The 22,299-nt window shown below is 57.0% G+C and carries 14 protein-coding genes; 8 read left to right on the top strand and 6 right to left on the bottom strand.

Annotated elements, in window-relative coordinates; translation table 11 throughout:
• Nucleotides 1–17 precede the first annotated feature (17 nt).
• Nucleotides 18–1,382, top strand: a complete 1,365-nt coding sequence (locus tag Poly21_RS22940) for a hypothetical protein (protein ID WP_146409344.1) — start codon at nucleotides 18–20, stop codon at nucleotides 1,380–1,382.
• 119 nt (nucleotides 1,383–1,501) lie between these two features.
• Here the strand turns inward: Poly21_RS22940 and dapA are convergent, their stop codons facing one another.
• On the bottom strand, nucleotides 1,502–2,404 hold the full coding sequence (gene dapA, locus Poly21_RS22945; RefSeq protein WP_146409345.1) for a 4-hydroxy-tetrahydrodipicolinate synthase: 903 nt from the start codon (nucleotides 2,402–2,404) through the stop codon (nucleotides 1,502–1,504).
• A gap of 252 nt (nucleotides 2,405–2,656) precedes the next feature.
• On the opposite strand from dapA, the gene rpsL reads away from it, so the two are divergent.
• The 6 genes from rpsL (at nucleotide 2,657) to Poly21_RS22975 (ending at nucleotide 11,457) form a co-directional block, all read left to right on the top strand.
• Entirely contained in the window at nucleotides 2,657–3,022 is a 366-nt protein-coding gene (gene rpsL, locus Poly21_RS22950; RefSeq protein ID WP_008676202.1) for a 30S ribosomal protein S12, read from the top strand.
• Between the two features lie 86 nt (nucleotides 3,023–3,108).
• Nucleotides 3,109–3,582, top strand: a complete 474-nt coding sequence (rpsG, locus tag Poly21_RS22955) for a 30S ribosomal protein S7 (protein WP_146409346.1) — start codon at nucleotides 3,109–3,111, stop codon at nucleotides 3,580–3,582.
• Between the two features lie 373 nt (nucleotides 3,583–3,955).
• Complete coding sequence (gene fusA / locus Poly21_RS22960; protein WP_146409347.1) at nucleotides 3,956–6,049, top strand: elongation factor G; 2,094 nt, start codon at nucleotides 3,956–3,958, stop codon at nucleotides 6,047–6,049.
• Nucleotides 6,050–6,135: 86 nt separating this feature from the next.
• Nucleotides 6,136–7,494, top strand: a complete 1,359-nt coding sequence (locus Poly21_RS22965; protein WP_302120268.1) for a 3-keto-disaccharide hydrolase — start codon at nucleotides 6,136–6,138, stop codon at nucleotides 7,492–7,494.
• A 277-nt stretch (nucleotides 7,495–7,771) separates the two neighbouring features.
• Nucleotides 7,772–11,065, top strand: a complete 3,294-nt coding sequence (locus Poly21_RS22970) for an LPS-assembly protein LptD (RefSeq protein WP_302120270.1) — start codon at nucleotides 7,772–7,774, stop codon at nucleotides 11,063–11,065.
• A 23-nt stretch (nucleotides 11,066–11,088) separates the two neighbouring features.
• Nucleotides 11,089–11,457 (top strand): diacylglycerol kinase, encoded by a 369-nt coding sequence (locus tag Poly21_RS22975; RefSeq protein ID WP_146409348.1) that lies wholly within the window; start codon nucleotides 11,089–11,091, stop codon nucleotides 11,455–11,457.
• A gap of 216 nt (nucleotides 11,458–11,673) precedes the next feature.
• On the opposite strand, the gene Poly21_RS22980 is transcribed toward Poly21_RS22975, so the two are convergent.
• The 5 genes from Poly21_RS22980 to Poly21_RS23000 all read right to left on the bottom strand — a co-directional run bounded on the left by Poly21_RS22980 (nucleotide 11,674) and on the right by Poly21_RS23000 (nucleotide 18,707).
• The gene (locus Poly21_RS22980; protein WP_146409349.1) at nucleotides 11,674–12,963 is read right to left on the bottom strand and encodes an alkaline phosphatase family protein; all 1,290 of its coding nucleotides are present in this window, start codon (nucleotides 12,961–12,963) and stop codon (nucleotides 11,674–11,676) included.
• A complete protein-coding gene (locus Poly21_RS22985) occupies nucleotides 12,963–13,190 on the bottom strand; it encodes a hypothetical protein (RefSeq protein WP_146409350.1) in 228 nt (75 codons plus the stop codon). The genes Poly21_RS22980 and Poly21_RS22985 overlap by 1 nt, the downstream gene beginning before the upstream one ends.
• The gene (locus Poly21_RS22990; protein WP_146409351.1) at nucleotides 13,187–14,962 is read right to left on the bottom strand and encodes a sodium:neurotransmitter symporter family protein; all 1,776 of its coding nucleotides are present in this window, start codon (nucleotides 14,960–14,962) and stop codon (nucleotides 13,187–13,189) included. Before Poly21_RS22990 ends, Poly21_RS22985 begins: the two co-directional genes overlap by 4 nt.
• A gap of 138 nt (nucleotides 14,963–15,100) precedes the next feature.
• Nucleotides 15,101–16,765, bottom strand: coding sequence for a putative porin (locus Poly21_RS22995; RefSeq protein ID WP_146409352.1), 1,665 nt, complete (start codon nucleotides 16,763–16,765; stop codon nucleotides 15,101–15,103).
• Between the two features lie 94 nt (nucleotides 16,766–16,859).
• A complete protein-coding gene (locus Poly21_RS23000) occupies nucleotides 16,860–18,707 on the bottom strand; it encodes a cupredoxin domain-containing protein (protein ID WP_146409353.1) in 1,848 nt (615 codons plus the stop codon).
• 784 nt (nucleotides 18,708–19,491) lie between these two features.
• Between Poly21_RS23000 and Poly21_RS23005 the strand changes: the two genes are divergently transcribed.
• Nucleotides 19,492–22,161, top strand: a complete 2,670-nt coding sequence (locus tag Poly21_RS23005) for an NHL repeat-containing protein (protein WP_146409354.1) — start codon at nucleotides 19,492–19,494, stop codon at nucleotides 22,159–22,161.
• Nucleotides 22,162–22,299 lie beyond the last annotated feature (138 nt).

A 22,299-nucleotide genomic window follows, 5' to 3' on the forward strand; every position in this document is an offset into this window, starting at 1 on the left:
ATACTCAGGAGTGTTCGATGTTGCGTCTCCCTGGCTCGAGGGTCACGTGGTTGTTGGTGAGCTTGGTCGGTGTCGCTGCAGGCTGTGCCCGCAAGGAATACGACCTGCGTCTGGTCCCGGACGGCGGATCGATGCAGCGAACCTTGACGGTCACGGCCAAGCCGAGCAGCGAGGGCAGCGATCATTCATCGTTGTCGGATGCCGAGTTGGCTCACATGCGGGAGTTCTACCAGCCTGCCTTGGAGCAGATTCAGGACGGCTCGCACACATTCGTGGGCACCTTTCATGGCGAGATGCCCGCCGATGTGGGAGGCGCAGGTGAATATGTCTGCTTGGCATCGCCTCTCGGATCGGCCTCGCTCTACGTCGAACGGTTTCGCGGTGAGGACGATTTACAGCAGAGCGAGAGGGATCGTCATGCCGCGATCGACCAATCCGTCGACTTGCTGCTGAATTGGGCGCACGAGGAATTTGCTGGTCAGGCAATCCTGGCTCGCCTTGAGAGGTTGATCGACCAGGACATCCGTCGCGATTTGAAAAACGTCTCCGGCTACTGCTGGGCCTATGGGATGGTTTTCGACATGGGCGGAGAGCTGGGCGGGCAACGATTGATGGCCCGCGTGGGACAGTATCTCGTCGAGCGAAATTACTTCTCCCTTGCCGACCTGCCGAACATGGTCGCGGTGTTCCAGAGCGAGGACCAGGCGGCGATGGCCGGCTTGCTTCGCGACACCGTCATCCGCAAACTGCAAGTCGAGGGAGACGAGCCGGCGGTCGCATCGCTAGCTATTTTCGGCAATGCTAAGGAGCTGGGGGCGTCGCTGCGTGCATCGATTCGGAGAACAGAGTTTTATCAGTCGGAACTCACGAAATATAAAAGCACACATAATCTGGACGATGGTACTGAAGTCAGCGACCGCGACTTTGATCCGCTGGGTTTGCTTGTCGAGGGGGCGTTTCAAGCGATGCTACCTACTGCTTTCAGGAATGCGAGTGTCAGCGTGACGTTGCAGAGCAAGGTCGAACCGTTCGCCACCAATGGGTCGTGGGACACCGGGGCGGCGGCAGTCCAGTGGTCGTCGCCGATCGCCGACAGCGACATCCCGGCGGTGTTCTTCGCTGCCTGGAGCGAGCCCGATCACGATGCGCAGCAGCGACATTTTGGGGAAACGATTCTCACAGGAGAGCCGCTGGCTCAATTTGCGTTGTGGTATCGCGGTCTCGCCGACCCGCACCGGCAACAATACGCTGAATTCCTCCGCACGCTCACGCCCGGGAGAACCTTGGTCGAAAAAATCAACGCATTCACCTTCGTTGGCGACGATCAGCCGGTGGAGTTGCCTCGCTCGTTATTAACAGAGGCAATTGACAGGGCGCGTTAGGGTGAGAGGCAGCTGTCCCTCGGACGGGACCATCGTCCCGTCGCTAACCTAACTTTTGCACACTCGGGACACACCCTCAGTGCAATGGTCTCGAGCTACGAATCCAAGCCACCATGGGCTCACACCACGGCGGAGCCGATGCCAAATTTGAGCAGGGTCTCCTGTAGGATGCTGCGTTCGGCATCATCGAGTGCGACCATGGGCAGACGCAGTTCCCCGGTGTCGCGGCCAAGCATCTGCATCGCGGCTTTGACAGGAATCGGGTTGGTCGAGAGACCAAGCATGGTGTTGCAGAAGGCATAGAGGCGATGATGGAGTTCTGCGGCCGTGGTGTAGTCACCCGCGGTGGCGGCCTGGACCATCTCCAGCATCACGCTGGGCACGACATTGCCGGCGACAGAGATCACGCCTTCGGCACCAACACTCATCATGGGGAGAGTCAGGGAGTCGTCGCCGGAGAGCACTGTCAGATCGGTCGTACCTAAAATGGCGGAGCATTGGTCGAGCGATCCGGTAGCTTCCTTGACCATCGTGATGCCTGGCAGCTCAGCGAGTCGTTGGATCGTTTCGACCTCGATGTTTTTCGAGGTACGGCCAGGAATATTGTAGACGCAGACGGGAATATCAACCTCTTCCGCGATCGCGCGGAAGTGCTGGTACATGCCCTCTTGAGTCGGCTTGTTGTAATACGGTGCCACCTGCAGGACGGCGTCGGCTCCCTCGGCAGCGGCACGGCGGGAGAGTCGCAGGGCTTCGGCGGTATTGTTGCTGCCAGCGCCCGCCATGACCTTCACCCGCCCCGCGACGCATGCAATGGTCTCGGCAATGACCCGTTCGTGTTCTTCGTGCGAGAGCGTGGGTGATTCGCCCGTCGTGCCAGCAGGCACGATGCAATTCGTACCGGCATCGATTTGAAACTCAATTTGCTCTCGCAAACGGGACACATCGAGTTGATTGTCGCGAAATGGGGTAATAATGGCGACGGCCAATCCAGCGAATTGACTCCCTTTTCGTTGACGCATGTGCGGTGGACCTTGATGTGTGGAGAGGGTATTTGCGGCCGCCAGTGTAACCGTTGGTGGGTAAGTTTCACGAGGGCTAATGGGATTCCCAAGGAGCGAAAAATCTCTATGCAGGTTCGGACTTGACAAATCTGCCTCACACGCGATACTTCGCCCCTTGCCGCATTGACGTGCGTCATACTGCAAATAAGTTGCCCGTGTCACCCTTTCGTTGTCGATCGCCTTGGCGGTCTTACGTTCTGACTTCTATTTATGCCCACAATCAACCAGCTCGTCCGCAAGAATCGCAAGCTCAAGAAGAGCCAGAGTAAGTCGCCGGTTCTCGAGAAATGCCCTCAAAAGCAGGGCGTTTGCCTGCAAGTTCGGACGATGACTCCGAAAAAACCGAACTCGGCACTGCGAAAAATCACGCGGGTGCGGTTGAGCAACGGCAAAGAAGTCACCGTGTACATCCCTGGCGAAGGTCACAACCTGCAGGAGCACTCGATCGTGCTCGTTCGCGGCGGTCGTGTTCGCGATTTGCCGGGTGTGCGTTATCAGGTCGTTCGCGGATCGCGTGACGCCCTGGGCGTTGATGGCCGCAAGCAATCTCGCAGTCGTTATGGTGCGAAAAAATAATTTTCGCCCCGTTTGCGAGTAGTTTTTCCTGCCGCACCCAGCATTCCCCCACCCAAAAACACTTTTTTTAAACCGACGTATCTTTCATGGGACGAATCACCTCCAGTCGCTCGCAGCTCAAAGGCGACCCACGGCACCAGTCGCTGTTGGCGAGCAAGTTCATCAATTGCCTCATGCTCGACGGCAAGAAGACCACGGCTCAACGAGTTTTCTACGATGCACTCGAGGAAATCGGCAAGCGGCACGAGGGCGAAGAAACGCCCTTCGAAGTCTTTGAAGCCGCGCTGGAAAATATCAAGCCGTACATCGAAGTTCGCAGCAAGCGAGTGGGTGGTGCGAGTTACCAGGTGCCGATGCAGGTCAACAAGGCTCGTCAGCAAAGCCTCGCCATTCGCTGGGTTCTGATGGCGGTGCGTGACAAAAAAGGACGCCCGATGCACTTGAAGCTTGCTGATGAGTTTTTGGCGGGCTTTAAGAAAGAGGGTGCCGCCTACACCCGTCGCGAAAATACGCACCGGATGGCCGACGCTAACAAGGCGTTCGCTCACTTCGCATGGTAGAGACATAGCGATTGGTGGTTGACGGCTAGCCGATCGCCATTTCCTTGCTCTGGCTGACACTGTTAAGAATACCTGAAACGCTGGTGACCCGTTGGGTTAGCAGCGTTTTTGCTTAGGTGGTAGCGAGTAAGTCTCCCGCCGCACTGCGTTTGCTAGAACGTGGATTCCACGCTTTCGCGCACCTCGCTACATTTGTTGCGACCGCCTCGGACGGGCCAAAGGTCACCATCTGCGAGGATTCTCACCGCCGGCAGGCCCATTGCCCGGTGGCAAACCGCATTTTATTGTTTGGCCTGTCCTCTCTCTCGTCGCTTTCAGCTAGTAGCTTTCAGCTAGTGGCTTACCGCTCACCGCTAACCGCTGTCTTCCACTCATGGCCGCCGACATATCCAAGCTCCGCAATATTGGCATCATCGCTCATATTGACGCTGGCAAAACCACTGTCACCGAGCGGATGCTCTATCTCAGCGGCCAAAAGCACCGTGTCGGCCGCGTCGATCACGGCACCACGGACACCGATGATGATCCTGAAGAGCAGGAACGCGGGATCACAATTTTCAGTGCTTGCGTGAAGTACAAGTGGGGCGATTACAACGTCAATCTGCTCGATACGCCCGGCCACGTCGATTTCACGGCTGAGGTGGAGCGATGTCTCCGCGTGCTCGATGGCGCCGTCGTGGTGTTTTCTGCTCGAGAAGGTGTCGAAGCACAGAGCGAAACGGTTTGGCGACAGGCGGATCGGTACGAAGTGCCTCGCATTGTGTTCATCAATAAGATGGATCGAGAGGGGGCGAGCTTTGACGATGTCTTCGGCGACATCGGACCGCGCCTCGGCGGACGACCTGTGGCAGTGGAGATCCCCGTCGGCCAGGGACCGACCCACGTTGCCGATCCGTTTCGGGGGGTGATCGATCTGATCGATATGAAATTGTTGCAGTTTGATCCCGAAACCGAAGGCAAAACGGTGACGGAAGTCGAACTGCCCGATGAGCTTCGCGACGACGCAACCATTTGGCGGGAGCAGTTGATGGAAGTTGTCTACGAGCTCAGCGAAGAAGCGATGGCCTTGGCGATGGAAGAAAAGGAGGTGCCTCGTGAAGTCGTGATCGCAGCACTTCGTAAGGGATGCATCGAGCGGGCTATCCAGCCGGTGTTCTGTGGCTCGGCCCTGCACGGCATCGGCGTGCAGCCGCTCATGACCGGCGTCGGTAATTTCTTGCCCAGTCCACTTGATCGGCCGCCTGTCGAAGGGATCACACCGGGGAAGGAAGACAGTTCACAAACGCGTAAACCGGACGTTAAGGAACCATTCTGCGGCCTGGTATTCAAGATTCTGCCGGCCAAAACTGGGGATAATTATTGGATTCGCGTCTACAGCGGCAAACTCGAGCAGAACTCACGGGTGTACTGTCCTAATCGAGATAAAAAGGAAAACGTAGCGCAAATCTGGCAGATCCACGCGACTAAGAAGGAACGTGACGGCCAAAGCGACACCGTCGGCGCAGGCGACATCTGCTGTGTGATTGGGCCTCGATTCGCGATTACAGGCGACACGGTCTGCGACGCCAAGGCGCCCATCCAGCTGCCCACTATTCAGTTTGCTGAAACGGTACTGTCGATGGCGATCGAGCCGGAGAGCACGGCCGATCGGAAGAAGCTCGAAGAAACGCTCGACATGCTCCGCCGGCAAGATCCCACGTTCCGGGCTGTTGAGAACGAGGAACTCGGGCAAACCATCATCAGTGGGATGGGCGAGTTGCACCTCGAGGTGATCCAGCATCGACTGACACGAGATTTCAATCTCAACGTGAAGTTTTACAAGCCGCGGGTTAACTACCGCGAAACGATTGGTGGCACCGCCGATGTGACGGGCCAGTGCAACCGGATCGTTGGAGCCAATGCGATGTTTGCCCGCTTGAAAACCCGCGTTCTCCCCGCGGACGATCCTGCTGCACCCGTCGTTGTCTTTGACCGCTTGCCGCCCGATTGTGGATTGCCCAATGCCGTCCGAACGGCAGCGATCGAGGAGATTCGTGAGCGGGCGAACGGGGGCGGGGTCATCGCTGGGTTCCCGCTGTCGGGAGTTCGGTTCGAAGTCTACGACGCCGAGATGCACGAAGATGGCAGCGACGAAGTCGCTTTTCGAATCGCGGCGGGTGATGCGTTTGAATCCGGCATCGAGGCCGCCGGCCCGGTCTTGCTCGAACCGGTGATGCGGGTGGAGGTCACGACGCCGGACGACTATATGGGTGAAATTGTCGGTGACCTGCAGCAGCGACGCGCGATCATCGCGTCGACCGAAACACGCGGTGCGATGACGGTGATCGTCGCCCACGCGCCGCTCAAGGAAATGTTCGGGTATAGCAGTGCGGTCCGCAGCCTCAGCCAAGGACGGGCCGGCGGCAGCATGGAACCCTACGGGTATCAAGCGGCGCCAAAAGAAGACGCCGAGAGCTTTCAGTTCTAAACGCCGACAAGGGCCTGGCAGGCAACTACAATAAGGGACGTTTTCCGTCTCTGTTCCCCCCAGCATGTTTGTGCAACCCTATGACCATGAGTTTTTCCCTTTCCCAGAACAAACGCCCGACCGCCGTCTCGGCGTTGATTTTGAGCGGCAGTCTGCTCGTATGCTCCATGATCCTGCCTGCTCGTGCGACGTTCGGGCAGGATGATCAGTCCGCCGAGTCGCCGGCAGCCCCTGCCGACGAAAAGCCAGACGCCAGCGCCCCCGAGTCGAAGGACCCGGCGCCCGAAAAGCCTGATGCGGATGCTAAAAAAACTAACGCCGCGCCCGAGCAAACGGATGCGGACCCCGCCACTGAGCCCGCTGAGCCTGCCGCGCCCGCTGCTGAGCCCGCCGCCGACCCCGAATGGGTTGCCAAAGGTGTGTGGACGCTGCCGCCGACCGAAGGTGAAGTTGCCGTCGATTTCTCGCTGATCGGCGAGTACGTGGGGGATCTGAAAGCGGGGCAATCGTCCCAGGAGGATGATGCCTCCGGCGACGAATCCGACGACGAATCCGAGGGCGAATCCGAGGGCGGGCGCCGTGGCGTGCAGATTCGTAATCTCGGTGACGGCGAATTCGAGGCGCGGGTTTATGTCGGTGGATTACCCGGCCAGGATGGATATCAACCCAAGAAGCCGATGGTTCTGCTCGGCCGGCGCAACGGGCAGACACTCGTACTCTCGGGTGGACCGTGGGCCATGTTCGTAACGCCCGAGAGTTGTCGAATCATCGATGCTTCGGGAACCTCACTGGCGACCTTGGAGCGTGCCCACCGCGAGAGTCCAACTCTCGGAGCGACGCCGCCCCAAGGGGCAACGGTGCTGTTTGATGGCAGCGACACGTCCGCGTTTTCCAATGGTGAGATGACCGAGGACGGATTGCTCAAGCAGGGTGCCGACATCCGCGAGATGCTGGGCGACTTCGATTTGCATGTGGAGTTTCGGATCCCCCATATGCCCAACGCCATCGATCAGAAACGAGGCAACAGTGGCCTGTATCTGCAGAGCCGCTACGAGTGTCAGGTACTCGATTCGTTCGGTGACGCCAATGTATTCAACGGTCTCGGTGCGTTGTATCGATACAAGGCTCCGAAGATGAATATGGCGTTCCCACCGCTGACCTGGCAAACCTATGACGTGCACTTCACTGCCGCTCGCTTCGCTGCGGACGGCACCAAGGTGCGGAATGCTCGCGTCACCTCGTGGGTGAATGGCGTGATGGTACAGGACGACGAAGAACTACCAGGTCCAACAGGTGCAGGGAAAGAGGAATCTCCCACCTTGCTGCCCACGAAGATCCAAAATCATAACGATCCCGTTCGTTATCGTAACATTTGGGTGATCGACCGTGGGCTGACGAGCGGCATTGAATTCCCGCAGCTGACAAAGCCCGCAGAAAAAGAGTAGCCCGACGCGACAGCATGCCCCGCCGCCGCTGAAAAATAGTGGACAGAGGTGGGTGGAATTTGGCTTGTGGACGAGTGGCTGGCTTTCGTAATGTCGCTTGCGGACGGTCTACCCTGGGGTGGACCGTCCGCGCATCGAGTGCCTTTCGACCACCATTGTATTGCAAAGTCGCCTGTTGGCTGCTGTTGTCCACTCCATCGTTATGCCGCCGCGTCCCCTGCAAAAGAATTGCTTTGCCAGGACGCGGTTGGTTGCTGCGCTACCTGCACTGGCCAGGATGATGGGCATTTGGCTGGTGCTGGCGCTGCACGCGCTAACGAGCCATGGCCAAGATTTTGCTGCTGAGCCCCCCGATACCCCGCCTCTTGCCGCGCATAGTAACGATCAAATATTGCGGGTTCGCGGCGGCACCGTGTTTCGATGGGAGCGTGATCAAGCGTCGCTCCAACCCACATCCGGAGCCGCCACGGCGACAACCATTGGGGCCCAAACACCCGTCGCAATGGCTCAGGACTGCACCGTGCTGCGAGGCGACTGTGTGCTCGAGTATCAAGGCAAGCGATTCGAGGCGGAGTCGATTCTATTGGTCGTCGATGGCTATGGAGATGCCATTAACGTGCGGTTATTAATGGATCGGGTTGCGCTCGGTTCAGGGAAAGCGACGCGTGAGCCGATTGTGGCAACTCTTCGTTTGTCAGCACCGCCCGAAATCCGGGCCCAACAGTACCGCGGCAAAACCGATGTCCCAGCGCAGTGGTGGGTCAAGTGCGGTTTGACGCCGTCCGACCGTCAACAAGCAAGCGATTCTCCAGTCATCGCCCCTGTGCAGTACAGCGAACCGATTCCGCCGGGCGAGCCGATGCAATTGGTCCAGCCGTTGCCTATGCCGGCACCTGATCCAAACACGCAGACGGTGCCCCCGTCTGGATTGATCTGGGATGAGTCAGGAGTGGTCTCCGACCCGTCATTGCGCACACCTTTGACGCTCGAGGATCCGGTGACGAGTTACTCGTCCCCGTCGCTGACTGATTCGATCGATCTGGGGCCCGCGATGTCGCTGCCGGAGCCGCCAATCATGACTGATAGCGGTGGCACGACAGGCGGATGGGCCTATTCCATCGGTGGCGGCAGCAAGAGCATTGAGCTGCTCTCGCGCGGGACATCTCGACCAACTGATTTTCAAACGATCGCTCGCGCTGAGAACAACGAAAATATCGTGGTTGCCACAGGCGGAGTGACCGTTTTGGTGCGGGACGTCATGGCCCAAACGCCGACGGGACTGCGAGTGCCGATCGGAACGGTGTCATTGTCGGCTGATCGCATTGTCGCGTGGACGCCTCCACTCGGGGATATCCTCACCGGTGCCGCCAGTGTCTCAGACGCCGAAGGCGAGCTGTACCTTGAGGGCGACATTGTCGTTCGCCAGGGCGACCAGATTGTTTATGCCAATGCGATGTACTACAACGCGGCCCGGGAGGTAGGCGTGATCCTAGACGCCGAGGTAATCGCCACCATTCCGCAAACCCACGGTACCGCACGAGTCAAAGCCGAGGTAATGCGGCAAGTCGCTCGTGGTCACTATGTTGCCAATAATGCGGCCGTCACGAGCAGCCGGCTCGGCGTGCCTCGTTACTGGCTGCAGAGTAAAGAATTGTCGCTGACTCAGCGTCCGATTGCGACGGTAGACCCTGCCACAGGTCAGGTCATCCCAGACACTGAGCCGTATGTCTCAAGTAGCGGGAATTTCGTCTATGCCGGAGGATTTCCGGTGCTGTACTGGCCTCGTTTCTCCACGCCCCTGCGCAAACCAACATCCTATCTCAATGGCGCGAGCATCAAGAGCGACCAGATTTTTGGTCGACAGGTGATGCTCCAGTGGGACACGTTCCAACTCCTCGGTTGGGATGCTCCCGCAGGTGTCGAATCGAGCTTGTTGACGGACTACCTAAGCTATCGCGGACCGGCACTGGGGTCACACACGACCTATAGTCTGCCGAGTCTGTTTGGTGTCTCCGGGCCCGTCGTGGGTAGCTATGACAGCTACATCATCAAAGATCACGGCCTCGATAATCTTGGCAATGGTCGTGATAACTTGGTGCCCGAAACCGACGTGCGCGGGGCCGCCGTGCTGAGTCATCGGCACTACCTACCCAACAACTGGGAATTCATTGCTGAGGTGGGATACATCAGTGATCGCAATTTCCTGGAACAGTATTTTGAGAACCGTTGGGATCAACGGGCAAATCGAAACACCGGCATGCGTCTGCGGAAGTACGCGGGCTCGCAATTGTTTGATGCGAACTTCAATGTTCAAGTCAATGATTTCTTTGAAGAAACCGAACGGCTACCGGAAGTCAATCACTATGCTCTGGGTGGCTCACTATTGGGCGACCATTTAACGTGGTCGATGCATAATCAGGTTGGTTATGAACGGCTCAACCCTGCCGACCCGCCAACCGACCCTGCGACCGCGGCGGTCACGGCAACGTTGCCCGGCGAAATCGCCAGCGAAGGGATTGTAGCGCGATCGCGGCAGGAATTAGCGATGCCTATCCAGGCGGGCGTATTCAAGTTTGTACCGTTTGCGATCGGCGAAGCAGCACAGTACGGTGAAGATATCAATGGAGACAGTCTCACCCGGTTGTGGGGTGGGGGCGGTCTGCGCGTGAACCTGCCGCTCTCACGCGTCGACCAGACGATCCAGAGCAGTCTGCTCAACGTTCGCGGTCTCGCTCACAAGATTGATTTTTCGGCGGAATATTTTTATGCCGACAGCAACACCAACTATGATGAGCTGCCGTACTATGATCCGCTGGATGATCACACCCAAGAGCAGTTTCGCCGGTCGTTCATTTACACGACCTTTGGCGGTTCACTACCCACTCAGTTCGATCCACGCAGCTACGCGCTCCGGCAGGGTATTCAGCGCAACGTAACGAGTCCAAGTGATACGGTCGTGGACGATGTCAGCCAGTTACGACTGGGGATGAACCATCGCTTCCAAACCAAGCGTGGACTACCGGGACGTGAACGGATCGTAGATCTATTTCGTTTTGACATGCAAACGATCCTGATGCCTCAGGCCGACCGTGATAACTTTGGCGAGACTGTGGGCCCGACGCTGTTCGATGCCCAGTACAATTTGGGAGACCGCGTGACACTGCTAGGCGACGGGTATATCGATTTCTTTGATGAGGGATTGCGATCACTTAGCGGAGGTGTCCGCACGAGTCGGCCTGGACTCGGGGATCTGTATGTCGGTCTGTTGTCACTGGAAGGTCCAATCAGTAGCACGGTTCTGCAAGCGAAGCTGGACCATCGCTTGAACGAGAAATGGATCGTCTCGGCTGGCACCGTGTACGATTTCGGCCCCACCGGCAGTAACACGCAAACGTTTGGGCTGACTCGAATCGGCGAGTCGTTCCTGTTCCAAATCGGGGCGAATATTGATGAGGGTCGCGACAATACGAGTATTGGGTTCTCGTTTGAACCACGATTCCTGCCATCTTCGCGGTTGGGACTCCTGGGCGGGCAGATGATCCCGCCGCCTGGTGTGGAAGGCCTGGAGTAACTCGACATGCTTCAGACACACCAATGAGTCAAACGTGGTCCAACAAATTCCGAGTCGCTGTGGGAGGGTTGTTGTGGGCGCTGCGTGATCAGACCAGTTTTCACGTTCACTTGGCCTTCACCGCAGCCGTGATCACCCTGGCGGTATTATTGCGATTGCAACTCTGGCAATGGATCGGTCTGGTCTTTGCCATTGGCTTGGTTCTAGCCGCCGAACTATTCAATACTGCGATGGAGCTACTCGTCGCAGTTCTTCATCCCGAATATGACCCACGTATCGGCCGCGCCCTTGACGTTGCCGCTGCCGCAGTTCTCGTCTCCGCATTGACTGCCGCTACTATCGGGATCGCGATTCTGGGCCCTGAGCTCTACTGCTGGCTGATGCAGGTTTGAGTATTGCCGCACGTTACAAAGGCGAGTCACCACACTGCTTGTTTGCGGCTGGATGGGGCGCGAGGAACGCTGAAATGCGCAGCCGTTACATGCTAATCCCATTACCCCACGCACCCCATCGAGACGCAAAGCGAAGCAGGTTTGCTGGTGATGTGATTGACAGTGTAACTAGGCGTTACGCAGGTGACATCAGGAACCCAGATAAAATTGCCGAATCTAGGGAGACGGTGATAGCAACGAGTGGACGTAGTCGGCGAAGCCGGTCATCGCACCTGGCGGTTCGCCGGGGCCGATCACCAGTGGTCCGCTGCCCGGGTCGCTGGCGAGCAGACCATGGCTGCCGCGAACGAGCGTCGAGTCGAGCGGGATAACGTCCATTTTATATCGCAGGCCGAGTTTCTTTTGCAGCAATCTCGCTGCCGCCCGTGGGCGACTGGTCATGAACAGCTCACAGGGGTCATAACCCGGTTTGCGGTGGATATCGACCGTACGTGCGAAATCGGGGGCGTCGAGATCATCGTTCCAGTAATAGTACGTGAACCATGCGTCTTGGTCGGCCAGCGCGATCAATTCACCGCTACGTGGATGGTCTAATTCGAGTTCCGCTGGCGTAACGACAGCCGCCACGCCAGGCACGCTGCGTAAGCATGCTGCAACGTCATCCATCATGGCAGGATTTCGCACGTAGACGTGGGCGACCTGGTGATCGGCCACCGCGACGGCATCACATTCGCCCACCAACAAGACTTCACCAAATGGTCCTCGGCGAGTGCGGAGGAAACCGCCTGCTCGCAAGACGCGATTCAGATGCACCGGGCGTTGCACCTTCGTCAAACCATACTCACTCACGACGACGACCGTGGCTCCGATGGCGTCCGCGGCATCGATCACACGGCCAGCGGCGGCGTCGACTTCGGCCACTCGCTCCGGATCCTGATGATCCAACCGCTGAAAATCATAGTCCAAGTGAGGGAGGTAGCAGAGTGTCAGCTGAGGCTGTTGCTGGCGTAAGACGATCGCCGTGGCATCGGCAATCCAGTCGCTCGACGCGATACCGGCTCCCGGTCCCCAAAACGCGAAAAACGGAAATGGACCGAGGCGTTTGGTGAGCTCGCAGCCGGTCCAGTCCAGGACGTCGAAGACCTTGCTGCCGTCGCACCCATAATGCGGTTTGGGCGTGGCCCCGTACTGTGCGGTCGTCGCTTGGTTAAACCACCAGAACATCTTGGCGGTTTGATACCGTTCGTAAAAGAGCTCGCCCTGAATCAAAGTGCGAGACTGCTGCCAGAAGCGGATTTCTTGGGTGTCGCGATACAGCCAGCCATTGGCGACAATCCCGTGCTCCCGCGGCGGCAGACCCGTCAGCATGGTCGCCTGACTCGTTGCCGTCACCGCAGGCACAGGGCTGGTCCAGGGCTGAGCCGTACCGATCTGTGAAAGGCGTGGTGCGTGCGGCAATAGTTCTGGCGTCAGTCCGACGACGTTAAGAATGCATAGTCGCTGCATCAAAGATCTTTGTCTGGGTCGATCGTCGTTCTCGCGAGTTCCGCTTCACTGACCTCCTCTACCGGCGGTAGGGAGAGAGTCGTGTACAGGCTGAAAAATAACAGAGCTAACACAGACGTGATGGAGATGACCATCACGCACCATCCTGCCGGCGTCATATTGTTTTCAGCAATCTCTTCGGGAGTGAGTCCGAGTGCCAGTAGGCATGCCTGAGCGATAACGATCATTTTTCTACTCCCGAGTCATGGGTAACATCTGACTGAACCGCGGTTTCGGGCTGCTCCGCACTAACGCCCTGCCCTGATGCATTGAGTAGTGGATCCTCGGGCGCGTCAAGGAAATCGAACTTACCGTCTCGGATCCAGTTCTCGCCTGCCAAGTGAATCAGCACCAAGAGTAGGCCAGTGACACCGATGATGAATAGCACCGACATCATGACTACGGGGTCGTCCATGATTTGATCCCAGTAGCCCGGGATGTATTCCCCTGTCTTGGGATCGTTCGATCCCAGCACATTCAGATAACAGAAGGCGATGAAGATCGCGCCGAGATAGACCGGAACGACGTACTTGAGGAGCAATTGGACGAAGTGAGGAATGCGAATGTGAGCACCCACGTGGGCCTCGCGCTCACCGCGATCGATTCCAAGGACCCAACCGTAAATCACTGCTTGGATCATCGCGAGCACGAAAATCAGCACCGTACCGACCCAGAAATCCAGCGTGTCGAGCGCCTTGAGTTCTTTTGAAAAATAGATGACGAAGAAGGAACCCGTCAGGGCAATGATGCCCAGCACGGCGGTGGAGGCGTGCCGCTCCAGATTGAATCCATCTTCAAAGAACGCGAGCACCGGTTGGAGCATCGAAAGGCTACTGGTGATCGCCGCCAGGAAGAGCATGAAGAACCATAGGAACCCAAAAAACTGACCCGCTGGCATCTGGGCAAATACATTGGGCAACGCATTGAATCCCAGCCCGAACGTGCTAAACGTCGCCACGCTCACACCGAGGAACATGAACGCCGCTGGCAACGTGATCAAACCACCCAAGCAGACCTCAAAGAACTCGTTCATGCTGCTCGCCGTTAAGCCACTCAACACCACGTCATCCTTCTTCGACAGATAACTCGAGTAGTTGATGATGACTCCAAAGCCGACCGATAGGCTGAAGAAAATCTGACCGGATGCTGCCAACCAAGTCTTAGGATTGAGCAGCGCTTCGGGTTGGGGGTTCCACATGAACCCCAATCCCGCGACGACCTTGTCGCTCGGTAGCGTCAGCACGCGTACCAACACACAGAGGGCACATACGACCATCAGTGGGATGGCGATCTTGCAGAACTTTTCGATCCCGCCGGCGACACCACGATAGATCAGGATGAAGTTCAATATGAATGTGATGCCGATAAAGATCAGCAACGATGAACCTCTACCGAAGACGTGCCCGTCAGCTTTCGCTCCAACGGTGTTGTCAAAAAATGCGTTGTAAGCGTCCGGGTCAGCTCCGAGCATTAAGTCGCCAGTTAAATAGCTCCATGCATAGCTCAAACACCACGCCTCGATCACAATGTAATACATGTAGATCACCAGCGGGATCAACAATGCGAACACGCTCAAATAGCGAGCCTTGGGGGTCCGGCAGACGACACTGAAAACGCCCGGCGCCGAATGAAAACCACGCAACCCTGCGAACCGGCCCATCGTCCACTCCGCCCAGCACAGCGGGATGCCGAGCACGAGTAGCGAGATAAAGTAGGGCAGCAGGAACGCCCCGCCACCATTCTGGGCGGCTTGGCCAGGGAATCGCAGGAAATTCCCCAACCCGACGGCGCTGCCCGCGACCGCCAGGATCACGCCGATGCGGCTGCCCCACTGTTCTTTGGAAACATACTCTCCCTCAGTCGCCGGCGACCCCGTTGGGCCGGAATCGGTCTCGCCGAGTGGCGAGGGTGTTTTGGCGGCTGACTGATAAGGATCTGGGGCGTCGGGTGACTCATTCATCTCGTTGCCTCGGTCTTGCGTTCGGCGGTAGCGTTTTCACAATGCCCTTACCGTTGTAGGGATTGCGACGGATTCAATCGACCGTGGGGAGGCCACTTTATACCTAAAAAAGCGGAAAAAACCTAGAGAATTGAGGCATTAGAAGCTGAATTGTAGCTGCGTGCGATAGAGCCACCCATCATCGCCAGGGGCAATATCGAGCGTCGCGGAGTTAATCGAAGCCCCGTTCAGATGAGTGGCGTCCATCGTCAGCTTGATATGCTGGTTGCGGAAGTAGCGGACGAACCCAGCAGCCACTTCATCGCTGCTCTGGTCACGTGCTCCTAAGGTTCCCGAGTTTCCCTGCACGCGCGACCATCGGGCTAGAACCTGCCACTCGTGTGGGGTGAGGAAATATCCTGCCTCCAGCCAAAACCCTTGGTCGAACAACGTCGGCAGCAGCGTGCCTTCGATGTTGCTGATACTGCGGAAATAGTATTCGCTCGTGAAGGACAGGCCGCGATACTTCATCGACGCATCAATGCTATAGAGCGATGCCGTGTAGCTGCTGGCACTCGCCGGGAGAAGATTGGCCAACGGTAAACCGGAATCAACGACCAGTGGCTCGGAGAACTCGGTCATGCCAGTGCGATCAATGGTCGAGACCGCAAATCCGGCACCGACTCGCGTCGCCAGCTGCTCGTGAAATTCGAGGTCCGCAATATCGTTGGCGCCCCACGTGCCGATGGGGAAGCTGCTCAGGCGGATGGAGACGGCCGGATTATTGTCCAGCTGTCCGCTGCTGCCCGTTTCCGCTCCACCGGTCACCAAGCCGTTGAAAAGCGCCACTTCCCAGTCCAGCGGTGCCAGCGGGGTATCGATGCGGCCGTATAGCCCCCACGCAAGACTTCGGTTGACATCGAAAAAAGCGCTGGCCATCGAGCGGTCGGCAAATTGAAACTCCTTGCCGCTGGTCCACCGCGCAAAGGAAAACGGCATTTTATACAAACCGGTCTTGAACCCGAGCCTGTGCTCGGTCAACCCCAACCAGCGGTGGCCGATGTCGAAGTCGAGATAGTAATCCAGTAGCCGCAACGCATCGCCAGCGGTACTACGGCCGTCGAGCTGGACGAAGTACGTGAGATCGGTGGAAAATGCGTGGCCAGACAGAATGATCCGAGCGCGTTTGAGTTGCAGTTGATTCAAACTGGGGTTGGTACTGCGGGAATCAAACACGGTGTGTCGCAGTTGACCGTAGCCGTTGATCCGTAGACTGTACGGCTGGCGATCGACGTCCAGTCCCGTATTGGCTCCGCTGGCGATCACAAACCCGTCGTCGTAGCCCGCGTACACACTCGGTAGCGGTTGCAGCTCGTCACCAGCGGCGTTCGGCTCAGGCATTTTTCCTGCCTCCCAGTCCTGGCCAGACCAGCCGTCCTGTCCAGGCCGGTCATGTTTGGCGACCCAGTGATCGTCCTCATGCCAGCCACTCACCTCAGGTCTGCCGTTTTGCCAGAGCCAGTCATCGCTGACCTCCTCGGGCTGCTGCAGCAACATTGAAAAACTCGACTCCGGACTCGTTCCTGACGGGCTCTCCAGTGAAACCTGGCGAATTGGCAAAATCTCTCGAGAAATAGTCAAGTCTTCCGCCGATACGGTCGGTGCCCAGAGAATCGGCGCAGCCAACAACCATTTGGCGATGGTGCCTCTCTGCTGGATGTTCCGATCTGCCCGCATGGCCGTTCGTCGTAAGATTGTCGCCCCCGTTTGGCGGATCACAACCGACGCGACCGCTACACACTCTTCTATCGACATAACCGTCATGGATCCCCACTGGGGATTTGCGATTTGTCACAACGAATTCGGCCATCACGGTTGGGGCAACGACGTTGAAGGTCTCTGTTTTGAATTCCAAGATTCAATCCACTGGCACGCCTCCGGTGATGCGAATGTCCAGTTGATTCGACTCGATGGGAACTTCGATTCGAGACCGATTGTTCTCAACAACCTGTCGATTGACAGTCATCGTAGCATTTCGCAAGTCGAGGTCTGGATGCGTGAGTCTCACGACTTGGTCCCCAATCGGCCATTGACGCAGGCGGGCAACGCCGTCGGCGTCCGTTACTGACACCCAGCCGTGATCTTGCACGACCAGATAGCCGACTTCATCGTCGTGGATGTTGCACGTCATCGGAATCAATCCCGGCTCTGGCTTTCGAAAACGGCTTCGATGCTTGAGCGAATCTGCTGCAGGAAGCATCAGCCCCGGCGGAGAATTGGCAACGCAGGCAACATTCACGATGTGATCGAGTACCGAACGCTCGCCATCAATCGCAAGGACATCCAGTGTATCGCCGACACGGGCGACGCTCACTCGCGGAACAAACCCCCCATCACCCAACATTGTTTTCACTGTTTGACCTCGATACGCGTCAATGTTCGGCGTCGGCGGGGGGCTGTGGCGCTCGTCCCAGATCAAAACTAGGTCGCCTAGCGGAGCAAAGGGGGCCATCCCGAATGGACGGTAAGACACGTCGACGACAAGCGTTTCAAAGTCTTTCCCCCAACCTTTTGATCGACGGTACCACGGATGCTCGTGCGGAAAATCATGGACCGTCAGCATGTTCGACTGACGCACAAATTCAGTGCCATCAATCAAGCGAAACGAGTCCTCCGAGAACTTCGCCACTTTTTCATCGAGTAGGTCCACGGGCCACTGATTCCACGACCAACCTGGATGCCTGGACCAACCGCTGATGGAGTGCGTCAAATTAAGATCAAGCTTCGTATCACTGCCACGCCAAATGCCCGCGCCCAGTCCGACTCCAGCAGGCTTCGGCAAAGATTCACCCACAAAATTTTTCTTGGGCTCGATCAATGTCAGCAGCGTTCCACGGGGACCCATTGCGATGGTCATGAAGCGATCCTCCCACTCGGCTCGCCAAGTGCCCAGGTATCGAGATGGCTTCAACGGTGGTGGATCGATCGCGCGGACGCGTTCGAAATAGATTGAGGGAATGCTCAGGTACCGCTCGTCAAGTACGCGGATGATGCGGTGATCGTCGGCGGCAGATTCCGGGACATCGCTGGGGACAAGCAGCGATGTAACAAAGGTATCATGATCCTGCCCGAGCTCGTTTGCTTCGTCCCACAGCTCAATATTGACGGCCAGCAATTTTCCGCCGATCCGAGAGGCGATGGGCAGGTGATTGCTGGAGCGAGTGATGACTAGCTCGTCCGTCAGATCCGCATCACAGTCGATCGGAATGGTGTGATGCTCAGCGATTCGCTGTTGAACAAAAGCCATGATCGCGTCGGCATCCTTCAGGACGCGCTGGTCGGCTTTCGCAAATGCGGTGATTGCGGCGGTGGCCCAAGCATGCGTTGGGTATGTCAGGTTGACCGCACCTGAGACCCTGGCGTTCTTGGCCGAACCACGTACGAATAACAGCCATTGGGTACCCACCCCGTCGAGTTTCGCGAAAGCGCCCGGTCGGAAGAGATCCACAAGCAAGCATTGCTGGATTGTTCCTGCTGGAAAAGATTCGAGATCGCGATTGCCTTTCAAGGCTTTGAGCGGTCGAAACCGAATCGGTTCGGAGTCGGCACCGACAATCGCCTCGGCCAGGAAAATCTCATCCGCCGAATCGACCTTCCATTCGATTGACATCGCGGCGGTTGTGTACAAGTCGGCGAGTATGTACTCGTTCACCGTCAAGTTACCAACAACGAACAGAAAGCCAATCAGCAGCCGGTAAAACATCATATTAATCTCAAACGCCGTTTAAGGTATCGAATGCGGACGGAACCCAGATGCTGTCTTCGCAAGATGATACCTGCGCTGGACGAGTGAAGCACTCAAGGTCCGTTGTGACGATGCGAATTAGATGGCCCCACACGGTGCGTCGTTCCCTCAACGTGCAACTCGGCTATCACTTGATCCAATTCACCAGCCGTGAAGGCTAACGATCGTGTAGGAAAGAGAGGTCCCTCCGGGTTGGGCGTCGGTGCATCCAGCATGTTGGATTTTAGAGGCGATGCTTGGAATGGAGTAGACTCCAGCTGACAAAGATGTGAGCCGAGGGCCGTCAAGCACCGGGCGACACGGCTAGCCCGGCCGCCACCACGTCTCGGCTCGCCAAGTCCACGCTGACTGCAATTGCTTCCGTCGCTCTCGACACAACGATGCTACTGTAATTGCACCAGCTTGACGAAAATTGCGGATTCCACCGCCATGCCATGAAAATCCCGCACGCCTGGCTTACCTTTGCGAAACCCACGATCAACCCGGACGGACCATCATTCGGCATCCACGAAAGCAGTTTGGTGAAGTGTGCGTGCAGCGGTACAATCAACAGCAATTGAGCTTTCGTCCGAAGTGGTCTCCTCTCCAGTTGACGAGCGATCCTACCGTGTCTTTCACCCAATTTCGGAACGCGACCCGAAAAGATCTTGCAATTCAATGCGGTTTTGCTCTGTTCATTTTGATCGGTATCGCAGCGGCTTTTTGGGGGATGGCAGGTACGAGGGGTGTTTCTCAGACTTCAAGCGTGCAGTTTCATTCGCTGGACCGTAGCGGTGACACGCCCAGCGTCGACCCGACATGGTATCTGTCGCATTCGGATGAGTTTAAGCTCCATGTTGATCCGTCAGATCGCGATGGGAAGGGTGCCGCAGAGTATCGGATGCAGCGTGGGGAGGAACTCCTGTGGTCGGTTCGCTTGCCGATGACGCTCGCCGAAGCGGTGGTCACCGATCGCGGAGAGACGATCGGTTATTACTACAGCACGGGATTCGAGGGACTCGACGCGGGCGTTTCGAAAGGTGTCTTTGGCGTCATGATTCTGGCTGCTGACGGAACCCTTCGAACCAACGAATCGACGCCACGCTCGTCGAGCCGATATCTCCATGAGGCTCCGAACCCTAAGTGCAGCGGTCTGATCGCGGACGAGGAACACGATCGAGCGATTTTTCGCATCGTTGATCCAGACGTGAATCGCCGCCAGGAAGCTTGGTGGGTCTATCAAATCTCAACGGGCGAGAAACGGAAGACGCTTTTTCCGCTAGAGAAAATGCCCGCGTCTGAACACGTACGCACCCTTATCGCGGCACGGCCGATCAAGGGCACTCCGCTGTTGGCGCTGCATTGGTGGAGGCATGAATATCTAAACCCTCAAGTATCGACTGACTCAATCGCTGGTGCGGCACTTACGGTAGTCGATGACGACGCGAACCCACTGTGGCAGGTGGCGTTTCCAGACGACTACGAGGGCAAAGATGGCAAGGACTTTTCCGATGTTCTACGCAATCGAATCCTGCAACACGGCGCGTTATTGGAATCAAATGAGCCTGGAGGGATTGAGTTTCTCGTCGCGTCAGAAATGCAAGCGGTGAGATTCCAGGTGCGGCAGGAAGCTGACGCATGGGATGTAACGCGATTAGGCAGTCGCGATATTTCTATGGCAGAAGCGTTCCCTCCGAAACGGAACGGGATACAGGCAATGCCATTACCAGTGGAGATTCCGGAACCACTTGAGCGACTTGCTCCGATCGATTTGGAACTGGCGGGCTCCGCTCCGGTAGTGCGGAAAGTTTTTGACTTCACCATCGACGATCAAAATCGGATCGCATGGATACGTGCCAGTGATCGAGAGGCCGATGAGTTTGTGCTGATCAACGAGCAGGGTGACGTGCTCGTTGAGATTCCCATGCCCGTTGGCCCTGACCCGGTTGCCTCAGACAATGGTCCTGAGCGTCAATTTACATGGTCGGCTTGTGTCTGGAACCGCAAAAATCGATTTATCGTGACTCGTTCAGAGTACGGCACTGAAACCCAATCGCAAGCGTGGTGGGTGGATGTTGATACGAGGTCCGTGACTCCGATCGATAAGTTGGCTGCCCCGTACGTCGAGCAGATCGCCTGCTTCTCAGATGGCGGTTTTGTCGTTTTGGGAACAATTCATTACCAGCACACCATCACGGATTCGATCGTCGGCTACGATCCCCAGGGAAGTCCGACATGGCAAATCGTTGCCGATCGCAACAGAGACAAAAGTGACGTCTTCAGTCCCGTGTCTATCGCCGTGACGCCCGACGATCAGATCATCCTCCTTGACAACATTCGCGAAACGCTGCAGTGGTTTGACCGGCGAGGACAGTTCATTCGTAGCATTAATTTAGAAGAAGCTTGGGGGCGACAACCGAGTTATCCCACAGGCGTTTTTGCGATCGCCGACGGCAACTATTTTGTGCATGATTTTCGCGGGAGGCCGCCCTATGTTTTTATGGGCCAAAGCGGCAAAGTGATCGGTGAGTTCAGTCCGAAGTTCGATACCGGGCGTGCTGTCAATGACAACCGCGTCGTAGTCGCGCCTGACCAGCGAGTTTGGATGACGGACTTTGCTGCGATATATCGACTGGGGACAACGGGGATAGTCGACCTGGTTCTGGGGACTGACCCCCGAAACGATCCGATGACTGAAATGTCCGGAAGTGCGGTCGGTCACGGTGGGTGGATATATCTCGTCGACGGTCGGACTGCATCCACTCATGTGTTTGAATCGTCAGGACGCTACGTGCAGACAAGGAGCATGCCAGCGGAATACTACCACGGGCAGATCCATTTCCCCTCGATTTCGATCGATGGCCAAGGCGACTCTGCGTTGCTCGCCCGAAAGGACAGGAATTCTTCGGTACTGGTCCGGTTCAGTCACGAGGGTCAATTGATCGAACCGTTACGGTTTCCCTTAGAAATTGAACAGTTTCAGTACTTACCAGGCACCGACCATCTTGTCTTGGCTCTGTACAATGAGGTCAAGATCATCGATGGAACTGGACGGGTACTACGTACCATTCGGCGTCGCTCAGACGATCGGTGGTTGGAACGCATCGACGATTTGGCAGTCGCGACCGATGGATCATTTGCTGTTTTGGTCAATGGAATCGTATCGATTTACGATGTGAATGGTGATTCACTCGGTGTCGTGCCCTTGCCGACCACGGTAGATGGTTATGTGAACATCGCGTTAAGTCCTACCCATGTCGCTGCGATCGGGAATGGCAAGTTGGTGGTTCTCGACCGGCAGTTTCGAACAATGCGGTGGGGGATCCTCGAAGACGAGATGCAGTATGGGCTCATTCATTTCGTGGCCAAGGACAGTGAGCTACTTCTAATCCCGCAATTCGGACGAGCGCTGACGCGATACCGAATAACAAGGTAAGCATTTTCGCAGCACGCCTCGAGGACTCTCATCCGAGAGCACAGGAGGGAAGAACACATGAGGGACACGACCACATGTGAGGGACAAGCACTATCGTGCCGAACATTGGTGCCGAACATTGGGACACGGTGCCGAACA

The organism is Allorhodopirellula heiligendammensis, assembly GCF_007860105.1.
GTDB lineage: Bacteria > Planctomycetota > Planctomycetia > Pirellulales > Pirellulaceae > Rhodopirellula > Rhodopirellula heiligendammensis.